Genomic DNA, 17,833 nt, shown 5'->3' with positions numbered 1-17,833 from the left:
GATGTTCCTCCCCCTCGCCCGGCTCTACGCCCGCCTGGTGTTCCGCCGCCCGCCCGCCGACTGGTCGGTCCCCGCGCCGGACGGGCGGTACGAGCCCACCGGGTCCACCGAACCCGCCGCCCCCGGCGACGACCGGCCGCTGACGCTGCTCGTGCTCGGCGACTCGCTCGCCCAGAGCGTCGGCGCCCGGCGTCCGGGGCAGACCCTCGGCGCCCGGCTCGCCCAAGGCCTCGCCGAGGGCACCGGCCGCCCGGTCCTCCTGCGCGTCCACGCCCGGGCCGGCGCCACCACGTCCGCCGTCGGCCGGCAGGTGCTGCGGGCGGCGCGGCTGCGGCCGGGGATCGCGGTGCTGATCGTCGGCGGGAACGACGTCCTGCTGCCCGCGCCGCTCGGCCGGGCCGCCCGCCGCTTCGCCCACCTGGCGCAGGCGCTGCGGGAGGCCGGCTGGGAACTGGTCGTCGTGCCGTGCCCCGACCCCGGTTACGCGCCGGGCTTCCGCCGCCCGGCCCGCTGGATCGGCCACGTCCGCTCCGGCCGCCTCGCCCGCCGTCACACCCGCACCGCCGTCCGCACCGGCGCCCACCTGGCCCCCACGTCGGGCCCCGAGTTCCGGGACCGGGCCGACACCCTCCTGAGCCCCGACGGCGTCCACCCGTCCCCGGCGGGCTACGCCGCCCACGCCACCCGGATGCTCCCCACCCTCCTGGAGGCGGCGGCTCAGATCCGGATCCCCGTCCCCGCGGCCGGTTGACCGGCGGGTCCCCGCGCCTCGGATCCGGGGCGCGGGGAAGGTGACAAGGCGCGGGCGCAGAAGGCGAGTTGCCGTTACGCCAGCACGACGGCGTCCAACTGCGCCGCCGTCGCCGCCCGCACGAGCGCCCGCATCACCCGCAGGTCGTCCCCCTGCTCCGGGTGCCACTGCACGCCCAGCGTGAACCCCGGCCCCTCCACCGCCTCCACCGTGCCGTCCGGCGCGTGCGCCGAGACCCGCAGGCCGGCCCCGACCCGGTCCACCGCCTGGTGGTGGAAGGTCGGCACCTCCAGTTCGCTCTCCGGCAGCAGCCCGCCCAGCAGCGTCCCGGGCACCGGCCGCACCGGGTGCGTCCCGTACCTGCCCGGCGAGCCGTTGTGCATGTCCACGTCGACGATGTCCGGCAGGTGCTGGACGAGCGTCCCCCCGCACACGACGTTGAGCACCTGCATGCCCCGGCAGATCCCCAGCAGTGGCATGCCCGCCGCGAGCGCGCCGCGCAGCAGCGCGACCTCCCACACGTCCCGTTCCGGCGAGTCGACCTCGGTGCGCGGGTGGGCCGCCGCGCCGTAGTACGCCGGATCGAGGTCCGGCCCGCCGGCGATGACGAGGGCGTCGAGCCGCGCGAGGACGTCGGGCGCGCGTTCCGGGGCGTCCGGCGGGAGGAGGACGGCGATGCCGCCGGAGTCCTGGACGTAGGCGGTGTACCGCTCGGGCACGAGTGCCACCCGGCGGCCCCGCCAGTCGCTCCAACTCGCTTCCACCACGTAGGTGCTGACGCCGATGAAAGGCCTGCGATCCATGGCGCGCATTCTGCACCCGTCACGTCCCTTCCCACGTCAACCACGCATCCCGGCGCGCCACACCCGCCCGCCCTCTTCCGCCCCGCGAGCCGCAGGCCGTACGGTTCGCTGTGACCGCCTGATCTCGAAGAGTGATCGAGGAGAAGGGTTCCGTCGCCATGTCCGAGAACGCCGCCGCAGGCGGGCCGCCGCGGGCCCCGCTCACGCTGGACGAACTGCGCACCCTGGTGGACGCCGGCGAGGTGCACACCGTCGCCCTCGCCTTCACCGACATGCAGGGCCGTCTGCAGGGCAAGCGGTTCGCCGCCCGGTTCTTCCTCGACGAGGTCGTCGAGAACGGCGCCGAGGCCTGCGACTACCTGCTGGCCGTCGACGTCGACCTCAACACCGTCGACGGCTACGCCTTCTCCTCCTGGGCCACCGGCTACGGCGACTTCGCGATGCGCCCCGACCTCGCCACGCTGCGCCTGACCCCGTGGCAGCCCGGCACCGCCCAGGTCACCGCCGACCTGGCCCGGCACGGCGGTCACCCGGTGGACGCGGCGCCGCGCCAGCTGCTGCGCCGCCAGATCGCGCGCCTGGCCGAGCACGGGCTGGCCGCCGACATCGGCACGGAACTGGAGTTCCTGGTCTTCCGGGACACCTACGAGCAGGCCTGGCTGGGCGGTTACCGCGGCCTGACCCCGGCGAACCTGTACAACGTCGACTACTCGATGCTCGGCACCGCCCGGGTCGAGCCGCTGCTGTCGCGCATCCGCAACGAGATGGCGGGCGCGGGCCTGACCGTCGAGTCGGCGAAGGGCGAGTGCAACCTCGGCCAGCACGAGATCGCCTTCCGCTACGCCGACGCCCTCACCACGTGCGACCAGCACAGCGTCTACAAGACCGGCGCGAAGGAGATCGCCGCCCAGCTGGGCTGCGCGCTCACCTTCATGGCCAAGTACGACGAGCGCGAGGGCAACAGCTGCCACATCCACCTGTCGCTGCGGGACGCCGTCGGGGCGCCCGCGTTCGCGGACCGGGACGGCCGGATGACCGACACGATGCGGCACTTCCTGGCCGGACAGCTCGTCGCGCTGCGCGAGTTCGGCCTGCTGTACGCGCCGAACATCAACTCGTACAAGCGGTACCGCCCCGGCTCGTTCGCGCCGACGGCGGTGGCCTGGGGCCGGGACAACCGCACCTGCGCCTACCGGGTGGTCGGTCACGGCCCCGGCCTGCGGATGGAGAACCGGGTGCCCGGCGGGGACGTCAACCCGTACCTCGCGGTGGCCGGGATGATCGCGGCCGGCCTGCACGGCGTCCAGGAGAAGCTGGATCTGCCCGCGCCGTGCCTGGGCAACGCGTACGCCGTCGAGGAGTACGCCCGGGTGCCCGGCTCCTTGCGCGAGGCCGCCGACCTGTGGGCCGGCAGCGAGCTCGCCCGGACGGCCTTCGGCGACGACGTGGTGGAGCACTACCTGAACATGGCCCGGGTCGAGCAGTCCGCGTACGACGGCGCCGTGACCGACTGGGAGCGCTACCGCTCCTTCGAACGGATGTGAGGCCGATGACCGGGAAGGGTTCCGCGCACGAGGACGTGGTCTGCCGACGCCTGGTCGGCCGCACCGCCGTGATCACCGGCGCGGGCAGCGGCATCGGCCTGGCCGCGGCGCGCCGGCTGGCCTCCGAGGGCGCGAAGGTGGTGTGCGCGGACCTCGACGAGGCGAGCGGCAGGGCGGCGGCGAAGGAGGTCGGCGGCCTGTTCGTGCACACCGACGTCACCGACCCGTACATGGTCGAGGCGCTGTTCGACGAGGCCTACGAGACGTGCGGCAGCGTCGACGTGGCCTTCAACAACGCCGGCATCTCGCCCCCGGAGGACGACTCGATCCTGACCACCGGCCTGGAGGCGTGGCGGCGGGTCCAGGAGGTCAACCTGACCTCCGTCTACCTGTGCTGCAAGGCGGCGCTGCCGTACATGCGCCGGCACGGGCGGGGCTCGATCATCAACACGGCGAGCTTCGTGGCCCGGATGGGCGCGGCGACCTCGCAGATCTCCTACACCGCCTCGAAGGGCGGGGTGCTCGCGATGTCCCGCGAGCTGGGCGTGCAGTTCGCGCGGGAAGGGATCCGGGTGAACGCACTGTCGCCGGGGCCGGTGGACACCCCGCTGCTGCGGGAGCTGTTCGCGAAGGACCCGGAGCGGGCCGCGCGCCGCCTGGTGCACATCCCGCTGGGCCGGTTCGCCCGCCCGGAGGAGATCGCGGCGGCGGTGGCGTTCCTGGCCAGTGACGACTCGTCGTTCATCACCGCGAGCGAGTTCCTGGTCGACGGCGGCATCGCCGGGGCGTACGTCACGCCGCTGTAGACCGCCCCGCCGGGCCGCCGCCCCGCCGGGAGCGGCCCGGGGGCCGTCCAGGGTGCTTCTCACCGTAATCTCATCCGGAAGCACGGGAATTCACGCTTGTGCTGATTTCGCGTTTATCCGCCTGCCTTTACATTCTTTGGTGTGAGTGAGCAGATTCCCGCCGGGTGGTACCCGGACCCCAAGGACACCAGCAGCGACCCGAGACCGCAGCGCTGGTGGGACGGCAAGGGCTGGACGGCCAGCACCCGGCCCGCACCCTCGGACGCGCCGACGCCGGAGCCCCCGGCCGCCGACGCTCCGGGGCCGGGGACGGCCGAGGAGCCCGCGGCGGCGGCCGGCGGGCCGACGGTCCTGGAGGGCGAGGTGCTGGAGAGCGGGACGGTCCGCTACCCGGAGCCGCCGCCCTTCGGCACCGCGTACGGCGCCGAGGTGCCGCCGCCGGCCAAGGCCCGGCGCAAGCCCTCCAAGCTGGTCGTGGCGACCGTCGTGGCGGCGCTGGTCGGCCTGGGCGTCGGCTCGGGGGTGACGTACCTCGCGATGGACGGCCACGGCGACCGCACGCAGCGCGTGGCGAAGCCGCAGGCCGCGCCCTGGGAGAACGGCCCGTGGAACGACTTCCCCGGCCTGGGCGGCGGCAACGGCGGCCCCGGGGGCGGCGGCTCCGGCGGCAACGGTGGCGGCAACGGCAAGGGCGGCAGCGGCGGCAACGGCGGCAACGGTTCCGGTGGTTCCGGCGGCAACGGCAAGACCCGCCCCGGCTCCGGCGGCGCGATCGACCTGGTCAACCGGATCACCCTGCCCGTCCCGTCCGGCTGGGACGCGGGCAGCACCCGCGACGGCTTCGCGTCGATGAGCGTCGGCACCTACACCTGCGCGGGCGGCGGTACCGGCACCTGCACCCTGGGCGGCGTGAACACCGGCCACATCGACGGCGCCACGGACGTCCAGGCAGCGGCGAAGAGCGACATCACCCAGGCCGCCAAGGACGCCTACGGCGACATCACCGGCCACCAGGAGCTCAAGTCCGAGGCCGTCACCGTGAACGGCAAGAGCGGCTACCTCGTCCGCTGGAAGGTCGACGCGCCCACCGGCAACAACGGCTACGTGCAGACCGTGGTCTTCCCGTCCGCCGACGGCACCGGCCTGGTCTCGGTGCACTTCGGCTTCGACATCGCGGACAAGGCGCCGGACCCCGCGGTGATGGACACCATCGTCAAGGGCATCGGCGACTACAAGGGCAAGCTGCCCTCGATCCCGCTGCCCGGCGGCGGCACCGGTGGGGCGGGCGGCGCAGGCGGCTCGGGCAGCACCGGCGGCTCCGGCGACCCGGGCACGGGCGGCACGACCACCACCGCCACCTGAGCGGCGGCGACTCCTCACGCACCAGCGGCGGCCCACCCGGAACCTCCGGGTGGGCCGCCGTCGTTCGCTCACTTCGCACGCGGGCAGCCGGACCGGACGGGGGTGGGCCGGTCCGGCCCCGCATCCGGCCCTCAGGAGTCGCGTCGAACAGCCTCGACACGACGGCGCCGGAGCACCATGCCGGCCCAGCCGACGCTGATCGCCGCCGCGCCGGCGAGCAGCAGCGGACCGGTGGCCGACGTGCCGACGGCCGCGGAGGCGGTCGGCACCACGAGACCGGCCGGGGAGTTGGGGTCGCCGCCGTGACCGTGGTGGGCGACCGTGGACTTCGGGGCGTCCGCGGCGATCTGAGCGTCGCTCGGCGCGGCCGGGGCCTGCGCGGCGAGCGCGGACACCGGCGCGCCGCCGGCCGCGGCGGGCTTGCCGAAGTCGACGTCCGAGCAGCTGTAGAACGCCTCCGGGCTGTCGCTGCGCTGCCAGATCATGTACAGCAGCTGGCGGCCGGTGCGCTGCGGCAGCGTGCCCGGGTAGGTGTAGTACCCGCTGGTGGCGGTGCGGTCGACCTGTACCTGGGCCACCGGCGTCGGGTCGAGGTCGGACCACTTGAGGGGCTTCGTGGGGTCGTAGCCCTCCTTGGTGATGTAGACGGTCTGGGTGCCGACGTGCGGCGCGGTGGTGCGGAACTGGAAGGTGAAGGCGCCCGCGGCGACGGCGGTGGCCGGCCAGTCGGTGCGCGGCCAGTCCAGGGCCTGGTACTTGTCGCGGTTGGCCGAGCAGAGCTTGCCGTCCGGGATCAGCGCCTGGTGGTTGCCGTTGGCGTTGGCGATGTTGACCTCGTTCCAGTCGTAGAGCGGCTGGGTGCCGCTCGCCGCGACGAGGTCCTTGCAGACCTGGGAGACGGGGTGCTCGGGACCCTCGGCGTAGCAGGCCGCGACCCGGCTGACGGGCCCGGTCATCGTGCCGTGGGCACTGGCGGTGCCGGCGGTGGCCGCCGCCATCGCGAGGACCGCGGCGCCGACGGCGCCGACGGACAGGGCACTTCGCTTGATGGACATGGGGTGGGGACTCCTCGACCGTCGTTCCGGGCGGGTGTGGGGGAGCGGACACGCCTGCCCGTTCGGGAGTCGCGGCCCGGATCGCGGACCCCCGGGCAGAGCGTAGGATTGGTCTGGACCAGATGGCAATAGCTCTGCGTCATGCGGTTATTGACGGACTGTATGGCCCCGAGCAGCGCAAAGGCCCGACGGGACACCGGGTTAGGTGTTCCATCGGGCCTGTTTAAGGCTGCGGAAAGGTCAGCGGGTCCGGTCGTTGTAGAAGCCGGCCTGGATCACGTTCTGGTGGTTCCCATCCTTGATCGTGTTGTTGATGATCGTCACGTTGGCTGCCTGGTCGTCCTGCTTCGGAGCGAACTCGTCGAGGATTGCGACGAGTTGAGTGACCATGGCCGGGTCGTTCGCCAGCAGTCGGCGCAGCTTCGGCTCCCACTCGCCCTGCGCGCTCCGGGCGGCGGACTCGCTGTCGCCCTCCTGCGCCGCGACCAGCTCGGCCTGGGTCTCGTCCAGCTCCTCGGCGACCGACTCCGCCTTGCGGCCGAACATCGCGGCAACGCGCGGCTTGACCCGGTCCCAGGCCGAGGTGACCATGAGGCCGGCCAGGACGGTCGCGCCCCTCGTCGCAATCTCAGTGATCTCGGCGTCCATGCCGCTCCCTTGTCGTCGCCCAATCTCGGCACCACCGTAGGGCAGAACCGGACGAAGCGTCAGAGGAACGTCTTCCCCTCGCCCCGGTACGTCGGGACGGTCCGGAGTACCCGGTCGCCCTCGATCAGGTGCAGTTCGGCGAAGCGTTCGCACAGTTCGCCCGCCTTGGCGTGCCGGAACCAGACCCGGTCGCCGATCAGCAGGTCGTCCGCGGCGGCGCCGAGCAGTGGGGTCTGGACCTCGCCCGCGCCCTCCGTCGGGTCGTAGCGCAGCCCCTCGGGCAGGTACGGCGTCGGGGAGCGGTCGGCGCCGGCCGGGCCGGAGGCTGCGTAGCCGCCGCCGAGGACGGTCACCACGCCGACGCCGGGCCGCCGGACGACCGGCTGGCCGAAGAGTGCGGCCGGACGGCCGTCGAACGAGCGGTAGTTGTCGAACAGCCGGGGCAGGTAGAGCCCGGAGCCGGCCGCGACCTCGGTGACGGCGCGCTCGGCCACCGTGCTCTCCACGCTGCCGGTGCCGCCGCCGTTGACGAACTCCAGCTCGGCGACCTGCCGCAGCCGCCGGACCACGGCCGCGCGCCGCTCGGCCAGTTCGGTGCGGGCCTTGGCCTGCATGAGCCGGATCACCCGTGAGCGCACCGGCCGTCCGGGCACCCGGTCGCCGACCCCGGCGACGTGCCCCTCGTACGCCATCAGGCCGACGACCCGGAAGCCCCGGCGGCGCTGGACGGTCTCGGCGAAGGCGCCGAGGTCCTCGGGGGTGCGCAGCGGCGAGCGGCGGGCGCCGATCCGGACGCGTCCGCCGAGCAGGTGCAGCGCGGTGTCGAGCTCCAGGCAGACCCGGACCTCGGCGTCGCCGGCGCGGGCCTTGTCGATCAGGTCGAGCTGGGCGGGGTCGTCGAGGACGACGGTGACCTCGCGGGCGAGCTCCGGGTCGGCGGTCAGCGCGGCGAAGCCGTCGCGGTCGGCGGAGGGGTAGGCGAGCAGGACGTCGCGCAGGCCGGTGCGGGCGAGCCAGAGCGACTCGTCGAGGGTGAAGCTCATTACCCCGGCGAAGCCGTCGGTGGCGAGCGCGCGTTCCAGCAGGGCGCGGCAGCGCAGCGACTTGCTGGCGACCCGGATCGGCTTGCCGCCCGCGCGGCGCACGAGGTCGGCGGCGTTGGCGTCGAAGGCGGCGAGGTCGACGACGGCGACCGGCCCGTCCAGGTGTGCGGTGGCCCGGTCGTACCGGGCGCGGTCGGAGACCGGGGTGGCGCTGGGAGCGGGTTCGAGCATCACCATGCGCGCAGGCTGCCACACCCGGCTACCCGTGGGTAGGGGGCGCGTGCGGATTTGTGCGGCTCCCGGGACGGGGTGGCATAGGGTCGGCCGGGTGGACCGCAAAGACTTCTCCAACCCGGCGTTCGTCGGCAAGAGCATCCCGAACCCCGGCTTCGGCGACGACGACGGCACGGCGGACGCGGCGCTGACCGCGGCGCTCGCCCGCTGGTCGCAGGACCGCTCGGCCGAGCCCGAGGTGCTGGCGGCGCTCACCCCGACCCGGCTGATGGTCCCGATCGTCGCCCTGCTCGGCGAGGTCGAGGTGGACGAGCACGGGCACAAGCACGACAAGACCAGCGACATGGCGGTGCCGGTGCTGGAGGCCCCGGACGGGCGCCGCGCGCTGCCGGCGTTCACGTCGCTGGAGACGCTGGCCCGCTGGCGCGCCGACGCCCGCCCGGCGCCGGTGGCGGCCCCGCAGGCGGCGATGGTCGCGTACTCCGAGAAGGCCGACACCCTGCTGATCGACCCGGCGGGCCCGGTGCCCTACCAGCTGACCGGCGCCCGCCTTCGTGCGCTCGCCGAGAACCGGCCGTACCTGCCGCCGCTGCGCGACCCCGAGGTGCGCGAGGCGGTGCGGGCGCTGCTGGCGGACCAGCCGCAGGTGGTGTCCGGTCTGCTGGGGCCGGGCGAGGGCTCGGACGGGGTGCTCGCGGTGGTGTTCGACCCGGAGCTCGACCAGGCGGGCGTGCAGGAGGCGGCCCGGCGGGTCGGCCGCGCAGTGGCGGCGGACCCGGTGCTCCGCGTCCGGCTGGACCGCGGCCTCGACCTGGCGGTGCTGCCGGCGAGCGCGCAGCTGCCGGGGGAGCCGCTGTACCGGCGGTAGAAACGAACGGGGAGCACCTACCAACGTTGGTAGGTGCCCCCTAGGGAACCGCTCAGGAGTAGACCGGCCCCGTGAACTTCTCGCCCGGCCCGGCGCCCGGCGCGTCCGGCACGATGGAGGCCTCGCGGAAGGCCAGCTGCAGCGAGCGCAGGCCGTCGCGCAGCGGGGCGGCGTGGAAGTTGCTGATCTCCGGGGCGCCGGCGGTGACCAGCCCGGCGAGCGCGGTGATCAGCTTGCGGGCCTCGTCGAGGTCCTTGTCCTTGTCGCCGCCCTCGGCGAGGCCGCACTTGACGGCCGCGGCGCTCATCAGGTGCACGGCGACGGTGGTGATCACCTCGACGGCGGGGACCTCGGCGATGTCCCGCGTCAGGTCGTCGAAGCCGATCGCGTCGTCGTCCGCGCCGGGGTTCTGGGTGGGCTCGCTGCTCAAGGGGGGCTCGTTCCGTCGTGCCGGTGTCCGTGTACACCTGGAGCGTACAAGGGCCCCGGAATGCGCCGAAAAGTGCGGTGCGCGCGCGTGGAAGGCGCGGAAGAGCGCGGAAACGCGGGGTGTGCCGGGGCGGAATGGCGTTCGACCTTCCGGCGCTGTATGCTTCGAGACTGACCGGCCGGGATCCCGCATGGGCACCTGGCCAGCAAGTGGAGGCTCCACCCAGGAGGCCCGAGAGGGCAACCGCGACAGTCTCCCACCTGGTCGACCTCGCGGTCGACGGGTCCCGGTCCGCGACGGGCGCCACGGCGCCGAGTCGCCGCAGCGCCCCTCACCGGGTGCCGCCCCCGGATTGTGTGGAGCCCCGCTTGTACCGAGCGGGGCTTTTTTCGTGTCGCGGGTGCAGATGGTGCCGAGCAGGTGCCGGGCAGCGCAGCACGAATGAAGCCCCGCCCAGTGGTCGAGTCCACTACGTGCGACCGCCGTCCGACGGCCGCATCGCAGAAGGTGCAACCGAGGAGGCCCCATCAGCACCGAGCCCCGCATCAACGACCGGATTCGCGTTCCGGAGGTGCGACTCGTCGGTCCCAGCGGCGAGCAGGTCGGCATCGTGCCGCTTGCCAAGGCGCTGGAGCTCGCGCAGGAGTACGACCTCGACCTGGTCGAGGTCGCGGCGACCGCCCGGCCGCCGGTGTGCAAGCTCATGGACTACGGCAAGTTCAAGTACGAGTCGGCCATGAAGGCCCGTGAGGCGCGCAAGAACCAGGCGCACACGGTCATCAAGGAGATGAAGCTCCGGCCGAAGATCGACCCGCACGACTATGACACCAAGAAGGGTCACGTCGTCCGGTTCCTCAAGCAGGGCGACAAGGTCAAGATCACGATCATGTTCCGCGGTCGTGAGCAGTCCCGCCCCGAGCTGGGCTTCCGTCTGCTGCAGCGGCTCGCCGACGACGTCCAGGACCTGGGCTTCGTCGAGTCCTCGCCGAAGCAGGACGGCCGGAACATGATCATGGTTCTTGGCCCGCACAAGAAGAAGACCGAGGCGATGGCCGAGGCCCGCGCCCTCGCGGACGCCCGCAAGGCCGAGCGACTGGGCCGGACCGCCGGCTCCGACGCCGCCGCGGACGAGGACGAGGACGCAGCGCTTGAGGCCGAGAACGCCGCTGCCGAGGCGGAGGCCGCCGAAGCGGAGGCCGCCGAGGCCGACGTCGAGGCCGCTGCCGAGGTCGAGCAGCCGGCCGAGGCCTCCCAGGACGCCTGAGCCTTCACGGCCAGGGCGCTCGGGAGACCGGCCCACCACGGTGACGGGGCGCCCCGCCCGGTCACCGCAGATCCATCCAGTTCACGCCCGCGTGGCGCACACCGCGCGGGCGTGGACGGGACCGACGAGGAGATACGGCGAAATGCCGAAGCAGAAGACGCACAGTGGCGCCAGCAAGCGCTTCAAGATCAGTGGCTCTGGCAAGGTGCTGCGCGAGCGCGCCGGTCGCCGCCACCTCCTGGAGCACAAGCCCTCGACGCTGACCCGCAAGCTGGCCGGGACCGTCGAGCTGGCCCCCGCTGACGCCAAGAAGATCAAGAAGCTTCTCGGCAAGTGATCGCCCTCCCGCCCGGCGTGAGCCGTGTGCGGGGCAGCTGATCCTTCCCGACCCATTCGAATGACGGACCACGTGAAGTAGTCCGTGGTCCAACCCAAGGAGTAATCAAGTGGCACGCGTCAAGCGGGCAGTCAACGCCCACAAGAAGCGCCGGGTCATCCTGGAGCGCGCCAGCGGCTACCGTGGCCAGCGCTCGCGCCTGTACCGCAAGGCCAAGGAGCAGGTCACCCACTCGCTGGTCTACAACTTCAACGACCGCAAGAAGCGCAAGGGCGACTTCCGTCAGCTGTGGATCCAGCGCATCAACGCTGCGGCCCGTGCCAACGGCATCACCTACAACCGCTTCGTGCAGGGCCTGAAGGCCGCCAGCGTCGAGATCGACCGCAAGATGCTGGCCGACCTGGCCGTCAACGACCCGGGTGCGTTCGCCTCCCTGGTCGAGGTCGCCCAGAAGGCGCTGCCGGCCGACGTGAACGCCCCGAAGGCCGCCGCCGACGCCGCCTGATCCTCCAGGATCGGTTGAGCTCCGACCGGACCCGCAGGCTCTCCTGCGGGTCCGGTTCTGCGTTTTCCCCGTCCTTCGGCGCCGCGTCCCTCGGCGCACGTCCCTCAGCGCCCCCGTCCCTCAGCGCCCCCTTCACAGAGCCCCAGAGAACGAGACCATGCCGAGCACCGACACCCCCCTGCTGACCTCCCTGCGCTCGCCGCGCGTCGTCGCCGCCCGCCGGCTCGCCAAGCGGAACCAGCGCACCAAGGAGCGCCGCTTCCTGGCCGAGGGCCCGCAGGCCGTCCGGGAGGCCGTCGCGTACGGCCGGCTGCCGGGCTCGGGCGAGCACGCGGTGGTCGAGGTGTACGTGACCCCGGAGGCCGCCGAGCGGCACGCCGGGATCGTGGAGTCCGCGCTGGACGAGGGGCTCGCGGTGCTGACCGCGACCGACGAGGTGATCGCCGGGATCTGCGACACGGTGACCCCGCAGGGCATCGTCGCGCTCTGCCGCTTCATCGACACCCCGTTCGCCGACGTCCTGGCGGCCCGCCCGAAGCTCGTCGCGATCCTCGCCCACGTGCGCGACCCCGGGAACGCCGGCACCGTGCTGCGCACCGCCGACGCGGCCGGCGCGGACGCCGTGGTGCTCACCGACGCCTCCGTGGACCTGTACAACCCGAAGGCCGTCCGGGCCTCCGTCGGCAGCCTGTTCCACCTGCCGGTCGCCGTCGGCGTGCCGGTCGAGGAGGCCGTCGGGCAGCTGCGCGCGGCCGGGATCCGGGTGCTCGCCGCCGACGGCGCGGGGGAGCGGGACCTCGACCAGGAGCTCGACGAGGGCACCCTGGGCGCACCCGGCGCATGGGTGTTCGGCAACGAGGCGTGGGGGCTCCCGGAAGAGACCCGCGCGCTCACCGACGAGGTCGTGCGCGTGCCGATCCACGGACACGCCGAGAGCCTCAACCTGGCCACCGCCGCGGCCGTCTGCCTCTACGCCTCGGCCCGGGCGCAGCGCGGGCCCGGCGGCTGTCGCTCGAACGGCTGACGGCACCCCGCACGATCCACCCGCCAGGCCCTACTACCGGGGGCATGGAGGCGCTAGGGTCTGCCTCGGTGGGGGGAACGGCACGGTGGGTAATCGGGGAGGACACCCATGGTCGGCAACGGGCCCGAGCTCGACCCGGACGACCTGCCGGACGGCCTGGTGGTCGCCGACGCGCTCGGCCGGGTGGTCCGCTTCAACCGGGCCGCGGCCCGGATCACCGGCGTGCCCCCGGAGGCCGCGCTGGGCAGCGCCCTGGACGACGTCCTCCCGCTGGAGGACCTCGACGGGCGCCGCTGGTGGCAGCTGACCGACCCGTACGGCGGCCTCGCGATCCGCACCGGCCAGCCCGAGCGCAACCTGCTGCTGCCCGGCGGCCGGGAGGTGCTGGTCTCCGCCCGCTACGTGCGGGCCGTGCCGCTGGGGCCCCTGGAGCGCCTGGTGATCGCCCTGCGCGGCACCGAGGACCGCCGGCGCACCGAGCGCAGCCACGCCGAGCTGATCGCCACCGTCGCGCACGAGCTGCGCTCGCCGCTGACCAGCGTCAAGGGCTTCACCGCGACGCTGCTGGCCAAGTGGGAGCGGTTCACCGACGGGCAGAAGCGGCTGATGCTGGAGACCGTCGACGCCGACGCGGACCGGGTCACCCGGCTGATCGCCGAGCTGCTGGACATCTCGCGGATCGACGCGGGCCGGCTGGAGCTGCGCAAGCAGGTCGTGGACGTGGCCGCGGCGGTGCGCCGGCACGTCGAGCGCAAGGTCGCCACCGGCATCCCCGAGGAGCGCTTCGACGTCCGGATCACCGAGCCGCTGACCGTGCTGTGGGCGGACCCGGACAAGGTCGACCAGGTGCTCGCCAACCTGCTGGAAAATGCGGTGCGGCACGGCGAGGGAACTGTCACGATCGAGGTGGCACCGGCCAAGGAGGTCGTCGAGGCACCCGTCTGGGAGCGCTCCGGCACCCCGCCCCGCATCGTGGAAGGCACAGCGGTCACCGTGAGCGACGAAGGCAGCGGCATCCCCGAGGAGTCGATGCCGCGCGTCTTCACCCGCTTCTGGCGCGGCTCCAAGCGCGGCGGCACCGGCCTCGGCCTCTACATCGTCAAGGGCATCGTGGAGGCCCACGGCGGCTCGATCCGCGTCGACCGCGCGCCCGGCGGCGGTGCCCGGTTCCGATTTATCCTGCCCGCCGGGGTGCCCGACTTCATGCTCTGAAAGAGCATGAACGACGAACACAGCATGTTGTGGTCGGGTCCGGACGGGCTTGACGGCAGCCGCGCAACGCGCTGCGACTACACTCGACCTTTGGCGTTGCGCAACGCCCTGCGCGGCCGTGCCGCGGACATCCCTTCCCGTGAACGGAGATCGGCTGCCCGTGCCCCGGCCACGCCGGGCGTGACGCGAAGGCGAGCCCAATCACCTGAGCACGGACGAGCAGGAGCACGGGAAGATAGAGATGTCGGCACCCAACAAGTCGTACGACCCGGTCGAGGTCGAGGCCCTCAAGCCCGAGGTGGTGGAGCAGGCGCGGGACGAGGCCGTCGCCGCCTTCGCCGCCGCCACCACGCTCGACGAGCTGAAGCAGGCCAAGGTCGCCCACACCGGCGACCGCTCCGCGCTCTCCCTCGCCAACCGCGAGATCGGCGCCCTGCCCCCGCACGCCAAGGCCGCCGCAGGCAAGCTGATCGGCCAGGCCCGCGGCGCCGTCAACCAGGCCCTCGCCAAGCGGCAGGCCGAGCTGGAGGCGGAGCGCGACGCCCGCGTGCTGGTCGAGGAGGCGGTGGACGTCACGCTGCCCTACGACCGCACCCCGCGCGGCGCCCGCCACCCGCTGACCACGCTGGCCGAGCGCATCGAGGACACCTTCGTCGCGATGGGCTACCAGGTCGCCGAGGGCCCCGAGGTCGAGGCCGAGTGGCTCAACTTCGACGCCCTCAACCTGGGCCCGGACCACCCGGCCCGCTCGATGCAGGACACCTTCTTCGTCCAGGCCCCGGACGGCTCCGCCGACTCCGGCGTGGTGCTGCGCACCCAGACCTCCCCGGTCCAGGCCCGCACCATGCTCGACCGCGAGCCCCCCGTCTACGTCGTGTGCCCGGGCCGGGTCTACCGCACGGACGAGCTGGACGCCACCCACACCCCGGTCTTCCGCCAGGTCGAGGGCCTCGCGGTGGACGAGGGCATCACCTTCGCCGACCTCAAGGGCACCATCGAGGTGCTGGTCGAGAAGCTGATCGGCACCGGCCTGGAACTGCGCTGGCGCCCCTCGTACTTCCCGTTCACCGAGCCGAGCGCCGAGATCGACCTGCAGTGCTTCGTGTGCCGCGGCGAGAGCGTCGGCAACCCGGACCGCCCGTGCCGCACCTGCTCCTCCGAGGGCTGGATCGAGCTCGGCGGCTGCGGCGTGGTGAACCCGCGCGTGCTGGTGGCCTGCGGCGTCGACCCGAACCGCTACAGCGGGTTCGCCTTCGGCCTGGGCCTGGAGCGGATCCTGATGAATCGTCACAACGTCGCCGACATGCGCGACATGGTCGAGGGTGACGTGCGCTTCACCCTCCCGTTCGGGATGGAGATCTGATGCGCGTCCCGCTTTCCTGGCTGCGCGAGTACGTCGACCTGCCGGCCGGCGAGACCGGTCGTGACGTCGCCGAGCGCCTGGTCCGGGCCGGCCTGGAGGTCGAGACCGTCGAGCAGCTCGGCGGCGACCTCAAGGGCCCGCTGGTGGTCGGCGAGGTGCTCTCCATCGAGGAGCTGTCCGGCTTCAAGAAGCCGATCCGGCACTGCTTCGTCAACGTCGGCGACGCCAACGGCACCGGCGCGCCGCAGGAGATCGTCTGCGGCGCGACCAACTTCGCGGTCGGCGACAAGGTCGTGGTCGTGCTCCCGGGCGCCGTGCTGCCCGGCCCGTTCCCGATCGCGGCCCGCCAGACCTACGGCCACACCTCGGCCGGCATGATCTGCTCCGCGCGCGAGCTCGGCATGGGCGACGACCACGCGGGCATCATCGTGCTCCCGCCGGAGTTCGAGCCGGGCACCGACGCGATCGAGCTGCTCCAGCTCGTCGACGAGGTGCTCGACATCGCCGTCACCCCGGACCGCGGCTACTGCCTGTCCATGCGCGGCGTGGCCCGCGAGGCCGCCGCCGCGTACGGGCTGCCGCTGGCCGACCCGGCGCTGCTCGACGTGCCGCCGGCGAACTCCTTCGGCTACCTGGTCAAGGTCAACGACCCGGCCGGCTGCGACCGCTTCGTGGCCCGCACGGTCGTCGGCGTGGACCCGAACGCCAAGTCCCCGATCTGGCTGCAGCGCCGCCTCCAGAAGGCCGGCATCCGTCCGATCTCGCTGACCGTCGACATCACCAACTACGTGATGCTGGAGGTCGGCCAGCCGCTGCACGCCTACGACAAGCAGCGCGTGGACGGCCCGATCACGGTCCGCCGGGCGGCCGAGGGCGAGACCCTCACCACCCTGGACGGCGTCAAGCGAAAGCTCGCCGCCGAGGACCTGCTGATCTGCGACAACAGCGGCCCGATCGGCCTGGCCGGCGTCATGGGCGGCGCCTCCACCGAGATCCTCGACCCGGCCGCCGGTCCGGGCACCACCGAGGTGATCATCGAGGCGGCGCACTTCGACCCGGTCGCCATCGCCCGCTCCGCCAAGCGGCACAAGCTGCCCTCCGAGGCGTCCAAGCGCTTCGAGCGCGGCGTCGACCCGGAGGCCGCCCGCGCCGCCGCGCAGCGCGCCGTCGACCTGCTGGTCCTGATCGCCGGCGGCACCGCCGAGGCCGGGGTCACCGACATCGCCGCGCCGCACCCGGTGCGTACCATCACCATCGCCGCGGACCTGCCCGACCGGGTCGCCGGCACCGCGTACGGCCGCGAGACCGTCACCCGGCGCCTGCAGGAGATCGGCTGCTCGGTCGCGGGCGCCGACGTCCTGGAGGTCACCCCGCCGACCTGGCGCCCCGACCTCACCGACCCGTACGACCTCGCGGAGGAGGTCATCCGGCTGGAGGGCTACGACAACGTCCCCGCCCGGATGCCGAACGTGCCGCCGGGCAAGGGGCTGACCGAGGCCCAGCGCGTCCACCGCCGGATCGGCGTCGCGCTGGCCGGGGCCGGCTACGTCGAGGTCAACAACTACCCCTTCCTCGGCGAGCCCGCCTTCGAGGCGCTCGGCCTGGAGGCGGACGACCGCCGCCGCCGGACCGTCAAGCTGGTCAACCCGCTCAACGACGAGGAGCCGGCGCTGCGCACCACGCTGCTGCCGGGCCTGCTCGGGGCGCTGCGCCGCAACGTCGGCCGCGGCAACACCGACCTGGCGGTCTACGAGACCGGCACGGTCTTCCTGCCCAAGGACGAGCCGGCCGTGGCCCCGCGCCCGGCCGTCGACCGGCGCCCGAGCGACGAGGAGCTGGCCGCGCTGGACGCCGCGCTGCCGGACCAGCCGCGCCGGGTCGCCGTCGCCCTCGCGGGCGAGCGGATGCCCTCCGGCTGGTGGGGCGCCGGTGCCCAGGCCTCCTGGGCGGACGCCGTCGAGGCGGCCCGCACGGTGGCCCGCGCGGCCGGCGTCGAGCTGACCGTGCGCCAGGGCCAGCTGGCGCCCTGGCACCCGGGCCGCTGCGCCGAGCTCGTCGTCGCGGGCACCGACCGGGTCGTCGGCCACGCCGGTGAGCTGCACCCGCGCGTCGTCAAGGCGCTCGGCCTGCCGGCCCGCACGGCCGCGATGGAGATCGACGTCGACCTGCTCACCGCCGACGGCGCCGAGAAGGTCAGCGGCCCGGCCGTCTCCGGCTTCCCGGTGGCGACCCAGGACGTCGCGCTGATCGTCGACACGGCCGTCCCGGCCGCGGACGTGGAGGCCGCGCTGCGCACCGGCGCGGGCGAACTGCTGGAGGCCATCCGGCTGTTCGACGTCTTCACCGGCGAGCAGGTCGGCGAGGGCAAGAAGTCGCTGGCCTACGCGCTGCGCTTCCGCGCCGCCGACCGCACCCTGACCGCCGACGAGGCCACGGCCGCCCGCGAGGCCGCCGTCGCCGAGGCCGTCACCCGTACGGGAGCGGTGCTGCGCGGGGCCTGATCCCGCAGCGCCCGAGAGGGCCCCGTCCTGGACCGCGAGGTCCGGGGCGGGGCCCTCTCGCGTTTCCCCGGCGGGCCTGCCGG

17 protein-coding genes are annotated in these 17,833 nt (G+C 73.6%); 12 read left to right on the top strand and 5 right to left on the bottom strand.

What is annotated here, in order from left to right; translation table 11 throughout:
* Position 1: 1 nt before the first annotated feature.
* Entirely contained in the window at positions 2-751 is a 750-nt protein-coding gene (locus ACFXDE_RS15140) for an SGNH/GDSL hydrolase family protein (RefSeq protein WP_380494334.1), read from the top strand.
* Between the two features lie 74 nt (positions 752-825).
* Here the strand turns inward: ACFXDE_RS15140 and ACFXDE_RS15135 are convergent, their stop codons facing one another.
* Complete coding sequence (locus ACFXDE_RS15135; protein WP_380494332.1) at positions 826-1,554, bottom strand: gamma-glutamyl-gamma-aminobutyrate hydrolase family protein; 729 nt, start codon at positions 1,552-1,554, stop codon at positions 826-828.
* Positions 1,555-1,712: 158 nt separating this feature from the next.
* Between ACFXDE_RS15135 and ACFXDE_RS15130 the strand changes: the two genes are divergently transcribed.
* The 3 genes from ACFXDE_RS15130 to ACFXDE_RS15120 all read left to right on the top strand — a co-directional run bounded on the left by ACFXDE_RS15130 (position 1,713) and on the right by ACFXDE_RS15120 (position 5,266).
* On the top strand, positions 1,713-3,098 hold the full coding sequence (locus ACFXDE_RS15130) for a glutamine synthetase family protein (RefSeq protein ID WP_380494330.1): 1,386 nt from the start codon (positions 1,713-1,715) through the stop codon (positions 3,096-3,098).
* A 5-nt stretch (positions 3,099-3,103) separates the two neighbouring features.
* Positions 3,104-3,904 (top strand): 3-oxoacyl-ACP reductase, encoded by an 801-nt coding sequence (locus ACFXDE_RS15125; RefSeq protein ID WP_380494328.1) that lies wholly within the window; start codon positions 3,104-3,106, stop codon positions 3,902-3,904.
* Between the two features lie 141 nt (positions 3,905-4,045).
* Positions 4,046-5,266 carry a DUF2510 domain-containing protein gene (locus ACFXDE_RS15120; protein WP_380494326.1) on the top strand — a complete coding sequence of 407 codons (1,221 nt, stop codon included), beginning with the start codon at positions 4,046-4,048 and terminating at the stop codon, positions 5,264-5,266.
* 131 nt (positions 5,267-5,397) lie between these two features.
* Here the strand turns inward: ACFXDE_RS15120 and ACFXDE_RS15115 are convergent, their stop codons facing one another.
* The 3 genes from ACFXDE_RS15115 to ACFXDE_RS15105 all read right to left on the bottom strand — a co-directional run bounded on the left by ACFXDE_RS15115 (position 5,398) and on the right by ACFXDE_RS15105 (position 8,243).
* A complete protein-coding gene (locus ACFXDE_RS15115; protein WP_380494324.1) occupies positions 5,398-6,321 on the bottom strand; it encodes a lytic polysaccharide monooxygenase in 924 nt (307 codons plus the stop codon).
* 240 nt (positions 6,322-6,561) lie between these two features.
* Positions 6,562-6,969 carry a hypothetical protein gene (locus tag ACFXDE_RS15110; RefSeq protein WP_380494322.1) on the bottom strand — a complete coding sequence of 136 codons (408 nt, stop codon included), beginning with the start codon at positions 6,967-6,969 and terminating at the stop codon, positions 6,562-6,564.
* A 59-nt stretch (positions 6,970-7,028) separates the two neighbouring features.
* Positions 7,029-8,243, bottom strand: coding sequence for an alanine racemase (locus ACFXDE_RS15105; RefSeq protein WP_380494442.1), 1,215 nt, complete (start codon positions 8,241-8,243; stop codon positions 7,029-7,031).
* 97 nt (positions 8,244-8,340) lie between these two features.
* Here ACFXDE_RS15105 and ACFXDE_RS15100 point away from each other — a divergent pair, with 97 nt between their 5' ends.
* Positions 8,341-9,114: an SseB family protein gene (locus ACFXDE_RS15100; protein WP_380494320.1), complete on the top strand. Its 774-nt coding sequence runs from the start codon at positions 8,341-8,343 to the stop codon at positions 9,112-9,114.
* 52 nt (positions 9,115-9,166) lie between these two features.
* Here ACFXDE_RS15100 and ACFXDE_RS15095 read toward each other — a convergent pair whose 3' ends face one another.
* Positions 9,167-9,544 (bottom strand): DUF1844 domain-containing protein, encoded by a 378-nt coding sequence (locus tag ACFXDE_RS15095; protein WP_329928691.1) that lies wholly within the window; start codon positions 9,542-9,544, stop codon positions 9,167-9,169.
* 526 nt (positions 9,545-10,070) lie between these two features.
* On the opposite strand from ACFXDE_RS15095, the gene infC reads away from it, so the two are divergent.
* The 7 genes from infC to pheT all read left to right on the top strand — a co-directional run bounded on the left by infC (position 10,071) and on the right by pheT (position 17,750).
* Positions 10,071-10,808: a translation initiation factor IF-3 gene (infC, locus tag ACFXDE_RS15090; RefSeq protein ID WP_380443649.1), complete on the top strand. Its 738-nt coding sequence runs from the start codon at positions 10,071-10,073 to the stop codon at positions 10,806-10,808.
* A gap of 142 nt (positions 10,809-10,950) precedes the next feature.
* Positions 10,951-11,145, top strand: coding sequence for a 50S ribosomal protein L35 (gene rpmI / locus ACFXDE_RS15085; protein WP_030055648.1), 195 nt, complete (start codon positions 10,951-10,953; stop codon positions 11,143-11,145).
* Between the two features lie 109 nt (positions 11,146-11,254).
* Positions 11,255-11,650 (top strand): 50S ribosomal protein L20, encoded by a 396-nt coding sequence (rplT, locus tag ACFXDE_RS15080; protein ID WP_030055649.1) that lies wholly within the window; start codon positions 11,255-11,257, stop codon positions 11,648-11,650.
* A 157-nt stretch (positions 11,651-11,807) separates the two neighbouring features.
* A complete protein-coding gene (locus tag ACFXDE_RS15075; RefSeq protein ID WP_380443569.1) occupies positions 11,808-12,674 on the top strand; it encodes a TrmH family RNA methyltransferase in 867 nt (288 codons plus the stop codon).
* Positions 12,675-12,782: 108 nt separating this feature from the next.
* Entirely contained in the window at positions 12,783-13,886 is a 1,104-nt protein-coding gene (locus ACFXDE_RS15070; protein ID WP_380443571.1) for an ATP-binding protein, read from the top strand.
* 241 nt (positions 13,887-14,127) lie between these two features.
* Positions 14,128-15,249, top strand: coding sequence for a phenylalanine--tRNA ligase subunit alpha (gene pheS / locus ACFXDE_RS15065; protein WP_329928694.1), 1,122 nt, complete (start codon positions 14,128-14,130; stop codon positions 15,247-15,249).
* Positions 15,249-17,750 carry a phenylalanine--tRNA ligase subunit beta gene (pheT, locus tag ACFXDE_RS15060; RefSeq protein ID WP_380494316.1) on the top strand — a complete coding sequence of 834 codons (2,502 nt, stop codon included), beginning with the start codon at positions 15,249-15,251 and terminating at the stop codon, positions 17,748-17,750. The genes pheS and pheT overlap by 1 nt, the downstream gene beginning before the upstream one ends.
* Positions 17,751-17,833 lie beyond the last annotated feature (83 nt).

Origin of the sequence: Kitasatospora sp. NPDC059408 (assembly GCF_042751525.1) — a bacterium.
Classification (GTDB): domain Bacteria; phylum Actinomycetota; class Actinomycetes; order Streptomycetales; family Streptomycetaceae; genus Kitasatospora.
The sequence above is the reverse complement of the archived record's forward strand: the minus strand, read 5'-3'. Positions and strand labels throughout refer to the sequence as shown.

Coding starts and splice junctions, on each gene's coding strand:
- ACFXDE_RS15140 (WP_380494334.1), top strand. CDS start 2: ATGTTCCTCCCCCTCGCCCGGCTCTACGCCCGCCTGGTGTTCCGCCGC.
- ACFXDE_RS15135 (WP_380494332.1), bottom strand. CDS start 1,554: ATGGATCGCAGGCCTTTCATCGGCGTCAGCACCTACGTGGTGGAAGCG.
- ACFXDE_RS15130 (WP_380494330.1), top strand. CDS start 1,713: ATGTCCGAGAACGCCGCCGCAGGCGGGCCGCCGCGGGCCCCGCTCACG.
- ACFXDE_RS15125 (WP_380494328.1), top strand. CDS start 3,104: ATGACCGGGAAGGGTTCCGCGCACGAGGACGTGGTCTGCCGACGCCTG.
- ACFXDE_RS15115 (WP_380494324.1), bottom strand. CDS start 6,321: ATGTCCATCAAGCGAAGTGCCCTGTCCGTCGGCGCCGTCGGCGCCGCG.
- ACFXDE_RS15110 (WP_380494322.1), bottom strand. CDS start 6,969: ATGGACGCCGAGATCACTGAGATTGCGACGAGGGGCGCGACCGTCCTG.
- ACFXDE_RS15105 (WP_380494442.1), bottom strand. CDS start 8,243: ATGCTCGAACCCGCTCCCAGCGCCACCCCGGTCTCCGACCGCGCCCGG.
- rpmI (WP_030055648.1), top strand. CDS start 10,951: ATGCCGAAGCAGAAGACGCACAGTGGCGCCAGCAAGCGCTTCAAGATC.
- ACFXDE_RS15075 (WP_380443569.1), top strand. CDS start 11,808: ATGCCGAGCACCGACACCCCCCTGCTGACCTCCCTGCGCTCGCCGCGC.
- ACFXDE_RS15070 (WP_380443571.1), top strand. CDS start 12,783: ATGGTCGGCAACGGGCCCGAGCTCGACCCGGACGACCTGCCGGACGGC.
- pheS (WP_329928694.1), top strand. CDS start 14,128: ATGTCGGCACCCAACAAGTCGTACGACCCGGTCGAGGTCGAGGCCCTC.
- pheT (WP_380494316.1), top strand. CDS start 15,249: ATGCGCGTCCCGCTTTCCTGGCTGCGCGAGTACGTCGACCTGCCGGCC.